18 protein-coding genes are annotated in these 14895 nt (G+C 60.0%); 7 read left to right on the top strand and 11 right to left on the bottom strand.

Features of this window, described 5'->3' with window-relative positions; translation table 11 throughout:
* Nucleotides 1-57 precede the first annotated feature (57 nt).
* Together JJQ51_RS04695 and JJQ51_RS04700 are read left to right on the top strand one after the other, a co-directional pair.
* Nucleotides 58-522, top strand: coding sequence for a DUF5330 domain-containing protein (locus JJQ51_RS04695; RefSeq protein ID WP_113330793.1), 465 nt, complete (start codon nt 58-60; stop codon nt 520-522).
* Between the two features lie 129 nt (nt 523-651).
* Entirely contained in the window at nt 652-1074 is a 423-nt protein-coding gene (locus JJQ51_RS04700; protein ID WP_092710230.1) for a SufE family protein, read from the top strand.
* 72 nt (nt 1075-1146) lie between these two features.
* On the opposite strand, the gene JJQ51_RS04705 is transcribed toward JJQ51_RS04700, so the two are convergent.
* From JJQ51_RS04705 to JJQ51_RS04740, 8 genes are all read right to left on the bottom strand, one after another.
* Entirely contained in the window at nt 1147-1575 is a 429-nt protein-coding gene (locus JJQ51_RS04705) for a MucR family transcriptional regulator (RefSeq protein WP_069616071.1), read from the bottom strand.
* 531 nt (nt 1576-2106) lie between these two features.
* Nucleotides 2107-2472, bottom strand: a complete 366-nt coding sequence (mnhG, locus tag JJQ51_RS04710) for a monovalent cation/H(+) antiporter subunit G (RefSeq protein ID WP_069616070.1) — start codon at nt 2470-2472, stop codon at nt 2107-2109.
* The gene (locus tag JJQ51_RS04715; protein ID WP_113354017.1) at nt 2472-2849 is read right to left on the bottom strand and encodes a cation:proton antiporter; all 378 of its coding nucleotides are present in this window, start codon (nt 2847-2849) and stop codon (nt 2472-2474) included. The genes mnhG and JJQ51_RS04715 overlap by 1 nt, the downstream gene beginning before the upstream one ends.
* Nucleotides 2846-3319, bottom strand: a complete 474-nt coding sequence (locus tag JJQ51_RS04720; protein WP_113354016.1) for a Na+/H+ antiporter subunit E — start codon at nt 3317-3319, stop codon at nt 2846-2848. The genes JJQ51_RS04715 and JJQ51_RS04720 overlap by 4 nt, the downstream gene beginning before the upstream one ends.
* Nucleotides 3316-4878 (bottom strand): Na+/H+ antiporter subunit D, encoded by a 1563-nt coding sequence (locus JJQ51_RS04725; protein ID WP_269244387.1) that lies wholly within the window; start codon nt 4876-4878, stop codon nt 3316-3318. Before JJQ51_RS04725 ends, JJQ51_RS04720 begins: the two co-directional genes overlap by 4 nt.
* A gap of 4 nt (nt 4879-4882) precedes the next feature.
* Nucleotides 4883-5260, bottom strand: coding sequence for a Na+/H+ antiporter subunit C (locus tag JJQ51_RS04730; protein WP_069616066.1), 378 nt, complete (start codon nt 5258-5260; stop codon nt 4883-4885).
* On the bottom strand, nt 5260-5679 hold the full coding sequence (locus tag JJQ51_RS04735; protein WP_069616065.1) for a Na+/H+ antiporter subunit B: 420 nt from the start codon (nt 5677-5679) through the stop codon (nt 5260-5262). The genes JJQ51_RS04730 and JJQ51_RS04735 overlap by 1 nt, the downstream gene beginning before the upstream one ends.
* Nucleotides 5676-8072 (bottom strand): putative monovalent cation/H+ antiporter subunit A, encoded by a 2397-nt coding sequence (locus tag JJQ51_RS04740; RefSeq protein ID WP_152093538.1) that lies wholly within the window; start codon nt 8070-8072, stop codon nt 5676-5678. Before JJQ51_RS04740 ends, JJQ51_RS04735 begins: the two co-directional genes overlap by 4 nt.
* Before the next feature lie 359 nt (nt 8073-8431).
* Here JJQ51_RS04740 and JJQ51_RS04745 point away from each other — a divergent pair, with 359 nt between their 5' ends.
* On the top strand, nt 8432-8947 hold the full coding sequence (locus JJQ51_RS04745; RefSeq protein WP_113330786.1) for a hypothetical protein: 516 nt from the start codon (nt 8432-8434) through the stop codon (nt 8945-8947).
* On the opposite strand, the gene trhA is transcribed toward JJQ51_RS04745, so the two are convergent.
* A complete protein-coding gene (gene trhA / locus JJQ51_RS04750) occupies nt 8922-9590 on the bottom strand; it encodes a PAQR family membrane homeostasis protein TrhA (protein WP_069616062.1) in 669 nt (222 codons plus the stop codon). The genes JJQ51_RS04745 and trhA overlap by 26 nt on opposite strands.
* Before the next feature lie 326 nt (nt 9591-9916).
* Between trhA and JJQ51_RS04755 the strand changes: the two genes are divergently transcribed.
* Both JJQ51_RS04755 and JJQ51_RS04760 read left to right on the top strand, forming a co-directional pair.
* Entirely contained in the window at nt 9917-10783 is an 867-nt protein-coding gene (locus JJQ51_RS04755) for a VOC family protein (protein ID WP_145320709.1), read from the top strand.
* 103 nt (nt 10784-10886) lie between these two features.
* Nucleotides 10887-12059: an AI-2E family transporter gene (locus JJQ51_RS04760; protein ID WP_269244388.1), complete on the top strand. Its 1173-nt coding sequence runs from the start codon at nt 10887-10889 to the stop codon at nt 12057-12059.
* An 11-nt stretch (nt 12060-12070) separates the two neighbouring features.
* On the opposite strand, the gene JJQ51_RS04765 is transcribed toward JJQ51_RS04760, so the two are convergent.
* Nucleotides 12071-12862: a polysaccharide deacetylase family protein gene (locus tag JJQ51_RS04765; RefSeq protein ID WP_269244389.1), complete on the bottom strand. Its 792-nt coding sequence runs from the start codon at nt 12860-12862 to the stop codon at nt 12071-12073.
* A 260-nt stretch (nt 12863-13122) separates the two neighbouring features.
* On the opposite strand from JJQ51_RS04765, the gene JJQ51_RS04770 reads away from it, so the two are divergent.
* Together JJQ51_RS04770 and JJQ51_RS04775 are read left to right on the top strand one after the other, a co-directional pair.
* Nucleotides 13123-14034 carry a DnaJ C-terminal domain-containing protein gene (locus JJQ51_RS04770; protein WP_183813292.1) on the top strand — a complete coding sequence of 304 codons (912 nt, stop codon included), beginning with the start codon at nt 13123-13125 and terminating at the stop codon, nt 14032-14034.
* Nucleotides 14035-14037: 3 nt separating this feature from the next.
* Nucleotides 14038-14370 carry a chaperone modulator CbpM gene (locus tag JJQ51_RS04775; RefSeq protein ID WP_113330782.1) on the top strand — a complete coding sequence of 111 codons (333 nt, stop codon included), beginning with the start codon at nt 14038-14040 and terminating at the stop codon, nt 14368-14370.
* A 79-nt stretch (nt 14371-14449) separates the two neighbouring features.
* On the opposite strand, the gene JJQ51_RS04780 is transcribed toward JJQ51_RS04775, so the two are convergent.
* Nucleotides 14450-14839 carry a DUF930 domain-containing protein gene (locus JJQ51_RS04780; protein ID WP_069616056.1) on the bottom strand — a complete coding sequence of 130 codons (390 nt, stop codon included), beginning with the start codon at nt 14837-14839 and terminating at the stop codon, nt 14450-14452.
* Nucleotides 14840-14895 lie beyond the last annotated feature (56 nt).

A 14895-nucleotide genomic window follows, 5' to 3' on the forward strand; every position in this document is an offset into this window, starting at 1 on the left:
GACGGGCAAGTCCGAATCGGCGATCGAGCCGAGCGACAGAGAGGATGGGGCTAGGCGATGTGGTTTCTGATTAGAGCAGGGTTCTGGTTTTCGCTGGTTCTCATGTTCCTGCCGATCTTTGCAAAGCCCGAGGGTGCGCCGCGGCCGGCAGGTGAAGCGACGCTGCAGGTTTCCGATGCGATTTCGGCTGCATCGGGCGTCGTTCAATATGTCGGCGCCATGTGCAACGAGAAGCCGGATGTCTGTGCCAAGGGCGGCGAAACGCTGACGGCGCTCGGCTATCAGGTCGGCGACGGCGCTCGCGTCGCCTACGACATGCTCGGCCGTCACTTCAAGGATCAAGCCGCAAATCCGCAGGCAGCTGCCGCAACGGCTCACACGGGCACCGATCAGGTTGCCGCCATGGCGCAGCCGATGCCGGCCAAGCGCATCACGGGTACAGAAACGGCCGACGCCGTCGTTACCGGCACGGTCAAGCTGCCGTCCTCCATTCCGCTGCCGATGCCGCGCCCACATATCTGACATTTTTTCCATTGGCCCCAACTTCAGCGCCGCCGCCCCCTATGGTCGGTGGCGTTCTTTGTCGTCCCGGGTTCAAATCGGGCACCGTTTCGCCTATATCCAAGACAATGGACAATCTGGACTGCTGCAATGACACCGCTTGAGAAGATCATCGAAGACTTTTCCTTCCTGGACGAATGGGAGGATCGCTACCGCTTTGTGATCGAGCTCGGCAAGGCGCTGCCCGACCTGCCGGAGGAAAAGCGGACTCTGGAAAACAAGGTACAGGGCTGTGCGAGCCAGGTCTGGCTCGTCACGCATGCATCTGGCGATCCGGACAATCCGATATTGACCTTTGAAGGCGATTCGGACGCGCATATCGTGCGCGGGCTGGTGGCGATCGTGCTAGCCACCTATTCCGGCAAGCCAGCTTCGGAAATCGCGGCTCTCGACGCACTCGATGTCTTCGGGAAGATCGGGCTGGTGGAGCATCTGTCCTCGCAGCGCGCCAACGGATTGCGCTCGATGATCAAACGCATTCGCGAAGAGGCTCGTGTCAGGGCCGCGGCATAGGCCGCTCCTGCAGCCAACATGGGGATAACCCGGCCCAAAAGCCGGGTTATCTTTAAGGTCGTTATGGAACTCTCAGCGGCCGCGCTTGCGACGTTGGCCGAGGCCCATTTCCTTTGCCAGGCGCGAACGGGCTTCCGCATAGGCTGGTGCCACCATCGGATAATCGGCAGCGAGGTCCCACTTTTCGCGATATTCTTCCGGCGAAAGACCATGATGGGTCATGAGATGGCGCTTCAAAGACTTGAAGCTGCCGCCACATTCGAGGCAGGTGATCTGGTCATCCTGCACGGATTTGCGAACGGATACGGCCGGCTTCTGCTTTTCGACCACGGTTACGGCAGGTGCCGGAGCCGAGGTGCTGCTCAAGGCGGAATGTACGTCGGAAATCAAATTCGGAAGGTCGCTGACCGGTACGACATGGTTGCTGACATAGGCCGCAACAATGTCGGCAGTCAGTTCAACCAGTAACTCCTGCCCGTTGCCAAGGGCCGCATCTGTCATTGTGTTCTCCTGTTCATCGGCTTGCCTGCTGCGTCCGCGCCTCCGGAGAGCACGCAGGGCACAACGTTGCTATATATTTTGCGCTCGGCTACGGAAATCTGTCGATTTCGCTATGTCCCAGCGCCGAACAATCCGCACAAACGCATTGCTCGTATTCGTAGCAGTCACCAGCAAGAAAACGGTGGATAAAACCAAATTTCTTTCCGCATGAAATCCACCCCTAGACCTCACGTGAGAGAAAACCGCCCCTTGCCGCCTGACATCAGAATTAGCGACCGCGATAGCGATCTTTAATCACTTACCGGAAGAAAGTTTTGCTCAGCTTTTCATCAAAGAAAGATAAAAGCATCGAGAGCTTAAACCCGGTCGAGACTAACTCAACATCAGAACTCTACTTGAATCTGAATTAGCACTCTTTATCCAAATGTCCAGTTTTTAATCCCTACATTTCTTCGCAAAAAATTCATCTACTAAAAAACAGATAACTAATAACGCGAACAGCTATTCCTTTCTGAACAATTTCCACGTTTGTTAGCCCTTCTTTCTATACGCGCTCTTGGTGATCTGCTCCCTCGCCAGCAGTTCATCCCGCACGGAAGGCGGCGTCAGCCGATGTCCAGCCCTGTGTGCCGCCCTCGCGAGAAGATGCGCTGCGATCGGTGCCGTCAGCACGAAAAAGACGAAACCCGCCAATGCTCTTGCCAGGACAGATATGTCCTGCGAGTGGATACCGACTGCAAGTAGCAGCAGGCCGGAGCCAACCGTACCCGCCTTCGACGCCGCATGCATACGGCTGTAGAGATCGGGAAGACGCACGATGCCAATCGCTGCAATGAGCGAGAACAGCGCACCCGAAAGTAGAAGCACGGTTACTATTATAGCCCAAAGCAAATCCACTATCGCCCTTCCTTCTTCAGCCCGCGGTGCTTACGCCTCTTTTTGCCTTCGGCTGCGGTATTCTCATCCGGTCCTGCGCCAGCCTGTTGCACGGCATCCGATTGCCCCTGTGTCAGGATGAACCGTGCGAAGGCGACGGTCGCCAGAAAGCCGACGAGACCGAGCGAGATGGCAATATCGATATAGAGCGTGAAACCCGTCTTGATGGCGATGATGGCGATGAAGCCGATGGCGATCGCCACCAGCATGTCGAGCGCGAGAACCCGGTCCGGCAAGGTCGGGCCGGCCACCACACGATAGACGGTCAACAGGAAGGCAATGCTCAGAATGCCGAGCGCCACCATCGCGGCGGCTGAGACGACGGATGCGGCCATCATCGGAAGGCCTCCATGATCCGGCGCTCGAAGCCATCGGCGATGCTGCGCCTGATGGCCTCCGGATCGGAGCAATCGAGCGCATGGACGTAAAGCGTCTTGCGATCATCGGAGACGTCGACGGACAGAGTTCCCGGCGTCAGCGTGATAAGATTGGCAAGCAGCGTGATTTCGAAATCGCGATCGACCGTCAAGGAAAAGGCGAAGATACCGGGCTTCACGTCCATCCTGGGGCTCATGACGGCGACGGCGACCGCCCAGACCGACTTGGCGAGCTCCCGGATGAACAGCAACAGCAATGCCAAAATGCGGCGGACACGGCCGAGATAAAGCACGCCGCCATAGGACGAGCGGACGATCGCCAGCGCAATTGCCGCAAGGACGAATCCGAAGATCAGATTGATGAAGGAAGCGCTGCCGGTGATGGCGACCCAGACGATGGCGAGCAGCAGGTTGAAGACGAATAGGATCATTGCGCGCCTCCTGCTGTGGGGAAGACCGAGCGCAGATAGGCCGACGGTTGCTCAAGGCCGGCAGCGGCGGCCTGCGTCAGGTGCAGGAGCCATTCCGGAAACAGGCCGAAGCCGACGACAAGCAGAGAAAGAGCAAGGAGCGGCAGCGCCGCCTGCCATGCAATCGGCTCCGCTTCAATCCCATCTGCCGCCGCCGGGCGCCAATAGGCCAGGAGAAATACCCGCCCGAACACGATTGTCGTCAGGAAACCGGCCAAAAGGATTGTTGCGGCAAGCCACCATGCGCCCGTCGCGAGCGCCGCCTTCACGAGCACGACTTTAGGCCAGAAGCCGGAAAAGGGCGGCAAGCCGCTGATGGCGAAGAACAGCACCAGCGAGATGCCGGCAAACCAGCCGTTGCGACGATAGAGGCCACCGAGGGCGCTCAAGGAAAAGCTGCCGCCGAGCCGAGCCGCCTGCCCTGCAAGCAAGTAAAGTGCCGTCATCAGCACCATCGAATGCAGTGCATAGAAGATCGCGCCGCTGAGGCCGTCGGCACTGCCGAGAGCGACACCCGCAAGCATGGTTCCGATACCGGAGATGACGATATAGCCGAGCATGCGCCTGACATCGTTTGCCCCCAGCGCTCCGACGACGCCGACAAGCATGGTGGCAATAGCAACGACCGCGACGAGCGGACCAAGCTCCACCCGCTCGACAGGCAGTAGCATGACCAGAACCCGGATCAGCGCATAGACGCCGACCTTGGTCAGCAAGCCGGCAAAAATCGCCGAAACGGTGATGCGTGGCGTGTGATAGGAGGCCGGGAGCCAGAAATTGACCGGAAAGGCGGCAGCCTTCATGCCGAAGGCCAGCAGGAATAGGCCGGCCAGCGTCATCAGCGGTGCGTTGCTGTCACCCGCCCTCGCCTTCAGCGCGATATCGGCCATGTTGAGCGTGCCGAAGACGGCGTAGAGATAGCCCACGGAGACGAGAAAGAGCGTGGTGGCGATCAGGTTGAGGACAGCATATTTCAGCGCACCGTCGATCTGCTCAGGCTCCGAGCCAAGTATCAGCAGGCCAAAAGACGAGATCAGCAGCACCTCGAACCAGACGTAGAGGTTGAAGACATCGCCCGTCAGGAAGGCGCCGCTAACGCCGGCGAGCAGCAGCATCAGGAATGGAAAGAAGCCATATCGCCGACCACTCACCGTGATTTCGCCAAGAGAATAGAAACCCGCTGCGAGCGCAACCACCGCCGCCGTCAAAGCCATGAGCGCGCCAAAAATATCGACGGTGAAGGCGATGCCGAAGGGCGGCAGCCATCGCCCCATGACCATGGTCACGGCGCCGTCGCCGACGACCCGATAAAGCAAGGCGGCATCGATCAGCACCAATAGCACAAGGCCGGGAATGGCGATCGCGGCATGCCATTCGGTACGATTGCGCAGCATCAGAAGAAGCGCGCCGAGCCCGATACACAAGACGACCGGCAAAATGACGAGCCAATGTCCCATCGGTATCGGCGCTGCGACCAGCGCCTGGGAAAGATCAACTGCGGTATCCGTGGGTCCAGCCATGGCGTCAGTACCCCAGGGGCGGCAGCGGCCGCTCCTCCGGTTCAGCGAGCCGCATCTCGCCCGTATTGTCGGTCTTCAAGGCCTGATAGGCCCGATAGGTCAGGACAAGCAGAAAAGCGAGGAACGAGAAGGAGATGACAATCGCTGTCAGGATTAAGGCCTGCGGCAGCGGATTGGCGGCGGCAAGATCGAGCGTGGCCGCGCCTTTCTGAATGATCGGCGGCACTTCGGGCGTGACCCGGCCGGCCGTGAACAGCAGAAGGTTGACGGCGTTGCCGAGGATCGCGATGCCGAGCATGATGCGGATCGAGTATCGCGAAAGCATCAGATAGATCGCAGCGGTGAAGAAGATGCCGACGACGACGGCGAAGACGGCTTCCATCAATCCACCTCCCGCTCTTCGAGCGCGAGCGCGATCGAGGTGATGGCGCCGACGACGACCAGATAGACGCCGGTGTCGAAGAGCATGACGGTGGAAAGCGGCACCTCGACACCGAAGAGATGCGGATAGATCCACAGCCCCGTCATGAACGGCACGCCGGCAAAGACGGACACCAAGCCGGCAAGGGTCGAGGCAAGCAGGCCGAAACCGGCAATCGCCAGCGGATGAAAGATGATCGCGCGGCGGACGGCCGTCACGCCGCAGGCAATGCCATAGATCGCGAGCGCCGAAGCCGCGATCAGGCCGCCGATAAAGCCGCCGCCGGGCTCGTTATGACCGCGCAGCAGCACGAAGATGGAGAAGAGCAACATCAGGGCCGTCAAAAACGGCGCGGCGGTGCGGAAGATCAGCGTGTTCATGAGCGCTCGGCCTCCATCCCTTCCTCGAAACCGGGCTTCTCCTCAAGATCGGGATCGTTGGTTGCTAGCTTGCGCTCGCCGCCGGCGCGGATGCGGATCAGCGCCAGGATGGCAAGCCCGGTCATGGCGACGACTGCGATTTCGCCGAGCGTATCCGTGCCGCGGAAGTCGACGATGATAACGTTGACCACATTGTCGCCATGCGCGATCAGCTTCGAATATTGATTGAAGAAGGCGGTCAGCGTCAGATCGAACGGCGCTTCGGTCGCCTTCAGCAGCAGGAGCGTAAAACCGCTGCCGCAGGCAATGGCGAGCACGGCATGGGCGATCCTGGCGAGCGGCGGCCGGCGATCGGACGGCGAAAGCCGCAGCCGCGTCATGACAAGCGCCAGAATCACCACCGCAAGCGTCTCGACCATAAACTGCGTGAAGGAAAGATCCGGTGCGCCGAACAGCAGGAAAATGACGGCGACGGCAAAGCCCTGGATGCCAAGCGAAACGATCGCCGTCAGCCGGTCCCGCGCAAAGACGACCGCAACAACGCCGATGACGGCAATCAAAAAGATCGTTGCCTCATGCCACTGCAGGTTCGGCAATGCCGGCATCGCGGGCAGCTCGCCATGAGCGGCGAGAGGGATCAGCAACATTGCCGCCAGGCAAAGGAAAGTGACGGTGACGTAGATTTCCAGTCGGCCAGGCTGCAGCAGCCGCGAGACGACATGCGACAGCCGCACCAGACCGGAGATGAATCCATCGAAACCGCGATCCGGCCCCGGCCCGAGGGCGCGCAGAACGACGGACATCAGGAAACGGGCGCGATCGAGCTGCCAGTAGACGATGACGCCGATCAGCACGGTCAGCAGAGAAAGCGCCAGAGGTAGACCAATATGCGGGATCAAGGAGACCGAAATCTCCAATCCCTTGCCGCCGACCGCGCTTGCCATCGGCGAAGAGACATACTCGTGCCAAAGGCCCGAGAACAAAGCCGAAGCGATGCCGAGTAAAGCAAGCGTGACCGGTCCGAGCCAGAGCAATGGGGGCGCCTCATGCGGCGGGCGAGGCGTCTCGGTCAGCGGGCCGACGAAGGGCTTCAGCGCCACGGCAAAGGCGATGGCAAACATCAGCGCATTGCCCGCCACGGCGATGAGGGTGAGGATGATGGCAGCCGGCGATGCCTGTGCCAGCGCGGCATAGATTTCCTCCTTCGCGAGGAACCCGAAAGCCGGAGGCAGCCCTCCCATCGATATGGCAGCGACCAAGGCAGCGACAAAGGTCAACGGCATGGCCGAGCGCAAGCCGCCCAGCCGGGTGATGTCGCGTGTTCCCGTTTCATGATCGACGATGCCGGCGACCATGAATAGGGCGCCCTTGAACAGGGAATGCGCCACCAGATAGAGGACGGCGGCTTCGACGGCATAATCGGTGCCGAAACCGGTGAGCATCACCAGCAGGCCGAGCGAGGAGACCGTCGTATAGGCGAGCTTCAGCTTCAAGTCGGTCTGGCGGATGGCAAGCAAAGTTCCGACGAGCAAGGTCGCCGCGCCGAAGACCGGCAGGATCGTCTGCCACGCCATCGTCCCGCCCATGATCGGATTGAGCCGCATCAGCAGATAGACGCCTGCCTTCACCATGGTCGCCGAATGCAGATAGGCCGAGACCGGAGTCGGCGCCTCCATGGCATTCGGCAGCCAGAAATGAAAGGGAAACTGCGCCGATTTGGTGAAGGCCCCACCAAGCACCAGGATCAGGGCCGCCAGATAGAGCGGGCTTGCGCGCAGGACATCGCCAGCCTTCAGGAGATCGGACATCGCGCCGATGCCTGTGATCTGCCAGATCAGCAACAGGCCCGCCAGGAACAGCAGCCCGCCGCCGCCGGTCACGACCAGCGCCTGCAGCGCCGCCCGTCGCGACGCTTCCCGATGATGATCGAAGCCGATCAGCAGGAAGGAAGTGATCGAGGTCAGTTCCCAGAAGACGAACAGCGTGAGGAAGCTGTCCGAGACGACGAGGCCGAGCATCGAGCCCATGAAGAGGAAGATGAAGGAGAAGAAGCGGCCGAGATCGACATGCCCCTTCAGATAGCCGCCGGCATAGACGACGATCAGCGTGCCGATGCCGGTGATGAGCAGCGCAAAGGTCAGCGACAGGCCGTCAATCAGCCAGGAGAACCGGAGATCAAGGCTCGGCACCCAATCGAAACCGCCAGTTTGGATGCCGCCGGCTGCAACGACGGGAAGGAAGCTCGAAAAATGCAGAAAGGCAAGAGCGGGAAGCAGCGCCAGGAGCCACGCCGCATTGTGGCCCAAACGCCGAAAGACAACCGGCGCGGTCAGCGCACCGAGAAAGGGCAGGCATAGAGCCAGGAATGTCAGGCCCGCGGTGGCGGCGGCCATGCTCCCCCCTTACTGAACGTTCATGCAGAATCCGGCAAAGCCGGAGCGGTCTTGAAGGGATAGGCGAAAGGACACATCGCCTCAAGCCCTGACAAGGGAAAACCGGACGTAAACCACCGAAATCGATTTTTGCTGCCAGCAACCGTGGAGGTTGCAGGATTCAATGATCGTCCGGAAGCCTGCGATGCCGGTTTGAACGTCGCAGCATTGCAGAATTCCTTGCTATTCCTGCATGGCTCGCAATGAAGTTGTAATGAATTTGCGCTAATTTATCGGTATTTTCCGAACCGCTATGGAAATTGCGCTCAAAAAAGCGCTAATCTTGATCGGTTTGCAGATCCCGCCTCCCGGAAACCGCAATGCTCGCCCGCCTGATTGCCCTCCTGCTTCTTTTCCCCGCCCCGGCCTTTGCCGCGGACTGGTGGTCCTATGACAACGCAGGCTTTGGCTACGCGATCGAGCTGCCGTCGGAATTCCATCTTGCCGCCTCTTCCGAGGATACCGATCGGCTGTCGCTGTCGCCGGCAGATCGCTCCGCTTCGCTGCAGGTCTTCGGCACGATGGTTGCCAATGGCGATTTTGCATCGGAAGCGAATGGGCGCGTGGCGCTTGCCAGAGACCAAGGCTGGAAGATTTCCTATTCGAAATCGAATTCGCGCGGCATCAGCTTTTCCGGCACCAGGCAGGGGCGGATCGTCTACGTGCGTGGGGTCGCGCTCTGCAACGGTGCCGCGGCCTTCTTCCAGATGGATTACTCGAAGGCGGACATGCAGCGCTACGACGCCATCGTCATGCGCCTCGTGCGCAGCCTGCGCTCGACGAAGAAATGCACGCCGACGGCGGAGATCGTCAAAAGTTTTCCGGCGACAGGCTGAAGCAGGTCAGTACCGCCGAATAATGCACGGCGGCGGCGGCAACCACGAAGCCATGCCAGATCGCATTCTGGAAGCGCAGCTTTTCCCAGACGTGAAAGATCACGCCGAGCGAATAGATGACGCCGCCGATGATAATGAGCAGCATCGAGGCGAATGGGATATGCATGGAAACCGGCTTGGCGACGAGGATGCCGCTCCAGCCCATTGCAAGGTAAAGCAGGATCGCCAGCCGATCGAAGCGTCCTGGAAAAAGGACTTTCAGGACGATACCGAACGCCGCAAACACCCAGACGGCGATCAGCACGCCAAGCAGCAGCGGGTCCTCGGATCCGCGCTCCAGAAAGGGGGTGTAAGTAGCGGCGATCAGGACATAGATGAAAGAGTGGTCGAAGCGGCGCAGAAACCATTTCGTCCTGGATACGGGCCATAGATTATAGGTGAAGGACATTCCGAGCGTCAGCACCAGGCCGACGCCATAGATCCAGGCGGCGGCGATTTCGCCGTAGGAGCTCCAAACCGTCGCATAGAAGATCAGCACGGTGGCGCCGATCAGCGCGAGGACCACGCCGACACCGTTGACGATGCCGTCTGCGATGATCTCATAGCGATCATAGGCCCAGCGGATGCCTCTGTATTCGGTCATTTCATCCGGTTCCGTTTTCGTTGGAGACCGATCCTTGCACTAGAAACAAGAGGAGACAACTGCGCCAAACGCGCACATCGATCAATCTTCGTGAACGGCTTGCCATAGGCCTACTGATCGCTTGTCAATGGAAAGCGAACGCTCAATCCGCAATTTATGGCCTTCTGTGAACAATCGAAATCCGCCATATAAATACGCAAGTACAGCGGACCAGAGGATCAAAAAGGCATATCAACCGGCGAAACCCTCCTGTCCGCTACCGGCGGCCCTTGCCGCCGACGCCGGTTGCCTTTTCGAGACCCCATCCCAAGGTTGGAACTGATACCATGACCGAAACTGCCCCCTCCTACGCCCTGACCCGTCCTGCCTATGTTGGCCAGTCGCACCTCGTCGTTACCGACGTGGCGCTGGTATCCCGCTTCTATCAGGACATGCTGGGTTTGAAGGTCATCGAGAAGACAGCGAGCGGCGAGGTCCTCGGTGTCGCCGGTCTTCCCCTTCTGACGCTGACAACCGATCGGGCTGCGGTGCGCGCACCGAAGACGGCGGCCGGCCTGTTCCATACCGCGTTCCTGCTGCCGAGCCGTGTCGAGCTTGCGCGCTGGCTTCGTCATGCCGCCCATAAGAATGTGGTGCTGGAAGGCGCTTCGGACCATATCGTCAGCGAAGCCATCTACCTGTCCGACCCCGAAGGCAACGGCATCGAAATCTACGCCGACCGCCCGCATGAGGAATGGACCTTCCACGATGACGGCACGGTCGAAATGGCGACGCTCCGGCTTGATCTGCAGAAGCTCTACGAAAGCGCCCCGCAGGATCGCTGGGACGGTATGGCCGAAGGATCGGCAATCGGCCATATCCATCTGCAGGTCGGCGATGTTGCCGAAGCCAACGCCTTCTATCGCGACGTCCTCGGCATGAAGGTCATGGCGGCGCGCTATCCCGGCGCGACCTTCCTTGCGACCGGCGGCTATCACCATCATCTCGGCGCCAATACCTGGAACAGCCGCGGCGCCGGCATACGCAGCGAACATATGACCGGTCTTTCCGACTATACGTTGCGCTTCAACGACAAGGCAGCCCTGGACAAGGCCGTAGCCGCCCTGGAGCAGCACGAAATCAAGACGGAGAAGCGCGACGGCGGCATATCGCTGCGCGATCCGTGGGGTATCGGACTTAATCTCATCGCCTGACTTTTCCGATCCGACCGCCATTCGACAAGCCCGTTGCGGAACCGCGGCGGGCTTTTCGCGTTGAAGTAGCGAGGCGATCCTGCCTTCGGGGAACTTTCTCGGGATGGAATTCGACAAAATCGCCGCCGGCCGATCGGATGCAGCAACCGCGTCGCAGGATGTCGGCCCGGGTATCGATCGCAACGCATCCCGTGCGAAAGACGACGAAACGGAGATTTTCGGTCTCTCCGACCAGCGAGGACGCGACAAGCTCGACATTGCCGCCTCCTGGGCAACGATCGGCATCTTCCTCATGTTGGCCTTCGCCGCCGTCTACACGATGTCACTGATCCTCATTCCGGTGACGCTTGCCGTCGTCGTGGGAATGATTCTCGGCTTGGCGGCCGAAAGGCTCAGCAAGCTCGGCATTCCCCGCGTTCTAAATGCCGTCATTCTTTCCTCCAGCGTTGCCCTGGTGATCTTCCTCATCATCAATGCGCTCGCCGAACCGATCGCCAAGCTCGCACAGCAGGCGCCCGACTTCTTCCAGCGCACATCCGACCGGCTGATGCCCTATCTCGACCGGTTTCAATGGCTGCACATTTCTTCCGAAACCTTTCAAGGCAGCCCGATGTCGATCAACACCCTGCTGGAGAACAGCGGCAACGTGCTGCATGTCGTGTCCACCAGCCTGACACCCGCCATCGTGCAGATCCTGATCTTCTTTGCAGCCCTGCTGCTATTCCTTGCCGGCAGGGTAAGCCTGCGCAAGACGATCATCATGACCTTTTCCAGCAGGGCATCTCGACTGAATGCCATCCGCATCATCAATGCCGTGGAGCGGGTGCTCGGCTTCTATTTTGCGACGGCTTCGCTGATTTATGCCGGGATCGGCCTCGTGATGACCTTGATCGCCTATGTCGGCGGAATGAGCGTGCCGGTGCTGTGGGGCGTTTTCGCCTTCTTATCCAGCTTCATCCCGTTCCTCGGCGTCACCGCCATGACGATCGCGCTCGCGATCGCCGGCATCATCACGCATTCGGACATCATTTTCGGTCTCGCGCCGGCCGTCGCCTTCTTCGCCGTGCATCTGACCGTGGAAAACCTAGTCTTCCCGGCGATCATGGGCCGCCAATGGGAGCTCAATCCCTTCGTCGTCTTTCTGGCCATCATCTTCTGGACATGGATGTGGGGCGCGGTCGGCGCCATGCTGGCGCTGCCGCTGTCGCTGATCGTCATGACCGTCATTGACGAGCTTTTCATCGAGGAAAAAACGCAGCCGCAATTGCCGGGCTAGCACTCGACCGCTCAGTTGGTCGTGTCGTCGTCACCCTTTTCGGCGATATCCTGCAGACGAACGAAATCGACGCCCTTGGCCTTCAGCGCGAGGATGCTGGCCGCGACCCCCTCGCCTGCCGTATGCGTCGGCTGATTGATGTGGGAGATGATGACATCGCCGTCCTTGGCGGAGGCATATTGCTTTTCCACCATCTTGGCCGGCAGAAGCGAACCGCTGTCGCCATTCACCGAGTAACCGGCGATCCGATAGCCCATGCCACGGATCTGCATGATGGCGGCAGGCGTGTATTTCGCGGTCGCGCCGCGGAACCAGCGCGGTTGCGGAATGCCGGCTGCGATCATGGCGTCCGCACCACCCTTCACCTCCTGGGCGACCGCCTGCGGCGAGCCAGCGGCGGCGATACCATAAACCTTGGTCGGAACATCGACGGCGGGGATATGGTTTTGACCGTGATTTTCCAGCTCGAAGAGATCCGGATGCGCAAGGAAGACCTTCAATGCATCCGGATTGGTACGCAGCCAGCGCGCGGTGACGAAGATCGTCGCCGGAATGCGCTGATCGACGAGGGTGCTCAAAATGCGTGGGTCGGTCTTGCCCATGCAGGCATCAAAGGTGAGCGCGATGCGGGGAACCCCCTTGCCGGCACGATCGACATGCAGATGCGGCTCCACAAGCTTGATCTTCGAAACCGGCGCCTTCGGCGGCAGCTGCGGCCAACCGGCAGGCGGCTGCTCGGGCTGCGCGGCAAAGGCGGCCGCCGCGGCAAGAAGGAGTGAGGAAGCGAGCAATAGGCGTTTCATCGGACGGCCACCGGTGGATCAGGCAAACAAAATTCGGCGGGCGCTTGATTACCAGCCCAGCCACACCGCTCGCCATTATCCGGCAAGACGCCGGAAATATGGCAAAGCGGCGGCGGCAGCGCCCATTTCACATCACAATGGCGACGGACATGAAAGCTGCCAAGTCCGGGCTTCAACCTGACCGCGTCTATGATACGATTGATATGAGCCTACCCTAGCACTATCTGCGTATCTTTCCGTGCTCCCGAAGAGAGACATGTATGAGTCGCGATCCCTATGAAATTTTGGGCGTAAAGCGGGACGCCCCGCAAAAAGACATTCAAAGCGCCTATCGCAAGCTTGCCAAGAAGCTTCACCCAGATCTCAACCCGGGTGACAAGCAGGCCGAGGACAAATTCAAGGAAGTCTCGGCGGCCTATGGCATTCTCGGCGATGAGGAGAAACGCGGGCGGTTCGACCGTGGCGAGATCGACAGCAGCGGTGCCGAGCAGGCGCCGCGCAACTACTATCGCGATTATGCAGCGCAGGAAGGCCAGCGCGGCCGCTATCAGAATGCGGGCGGCTTTGCCGATTTCGGCGATGCCGACGATATATTTTCCAGCTTCTTCTCGCGGCGCAGCCGAGGCCAATCGCAAATGCAGGGTCAAGACCGTCACTATACGATGGAGGTCGACTTTCTGGACGCCATCAATGGCGCCAAGAAGCAGATCAGCCTGCCCGAGGGGCCGGCGCTCGACGTCCAAATTCCACCGGGGACACGCGATGGGCAGACGCTGCGCCTGAAGGGCAAGGGCGATCCCGGCTTCAACGGCGGGAAACCCGGGGACGCGCTGATCGCTGTGCATGTTCGGCCGCACCGCTTCTACACGCGCGATGGCGACGATATCCGATTGGAAGTGCCGATCTCGCTGGCCGAAGCTGTGCTCGGCGGCAAGATTCGTGTCCCGACACCGTCGGGAGCCGTCACCGTGACGCTGCCGCCGAACTCCAATACGGGCAAGGTGTTGCGCTTGAAGGGCAAGGGCGCACCCGTGCGCGGCAAGGACAATGGCGATGCCTATGTCTCGCTGAAGATCGTCCTGCCGGATACGCCGGACCCCGAGCTGACGCGCTTCGTTTCAGATTGGGAGGCAGGCAAGGCGCAAGATCCCAGAAAGATCATGGGAGGATAAGCGATGAACGAGAACGAGTTTCGACTTCACCTCCGGATCGAAACCACCGTGCTGGAAGTCTGGATATCTCAGGGCTGGGTCGTGCCCGAAGTCACCGATCAGGGCCGCAATTTCCACGAAGCCGACATTGCGCGCGGCCGGCTCATTCTCGATCTCAGCAAATCGATGGGCGTCAACGAGCCCGGCGTCGATGTCGTCATGGATCTGGTGGATCAGCTTCACAGCCTCAGAGCGACACTGCGGGACCTGACGGATGCCGTGTGCCGGCAGCCGCCCGATGTGCAGGATCACATCCTGTCGGAGCTGACACGAGTGGAATCGCTGAGACGGCGATAAGGTTGGAAACTACCTCAGAATGGAGCGTGGCCGCCATGAAGCGATCTCCGGGGCGGCCCCTCGTGCTTCATCCGGGCGCTCAATCGTAAAGATAATGCTCCTGCCAGGCGTCGCGCGGCACCTTATCGCCAATCTGATAGCTCAGATCGCGGACATGAATATGCTGCGGCCCGGTCACACAAGTATAGGAGAGGTGATACCAATCACCCTTGCTGCGAAAGACCGCACCGGGGGCATTCATGGCATCCGGCTTCATATCCGGATCGCCGAATGTGTAGGCGATCACCTTGTCCGGCTTGAACCCCGTCTTGTCCGTACCGATCCGCTTCATGGCCTCTGCATCGCACGCCTGCTCCATTCGCTCCGACGGATCGAGCTTCTCCAACTGCTTCTTGATAGCCGCATCGACGGCAAAAGCGGAGGTGGCGACGCTAACCAATGGAATCAGGATGGCGAAGAGTTTCAGCATGAAGACCGGTCCCTTGCATTGTTTTGGATTTGAGTGCGTTCGCTCCATCAGAGAAG

Origin of the sequence: Rhizobium sp. AG207R (assembly GCF_027109195.1) — a bacterium.
Classification (GTDB): Bacteria; Pseudomonadota; Alphaproteobacteria; order Rhizobiales; family Rhizobiaceae; genus Rhizobium; species Rhizobium dioscoreae.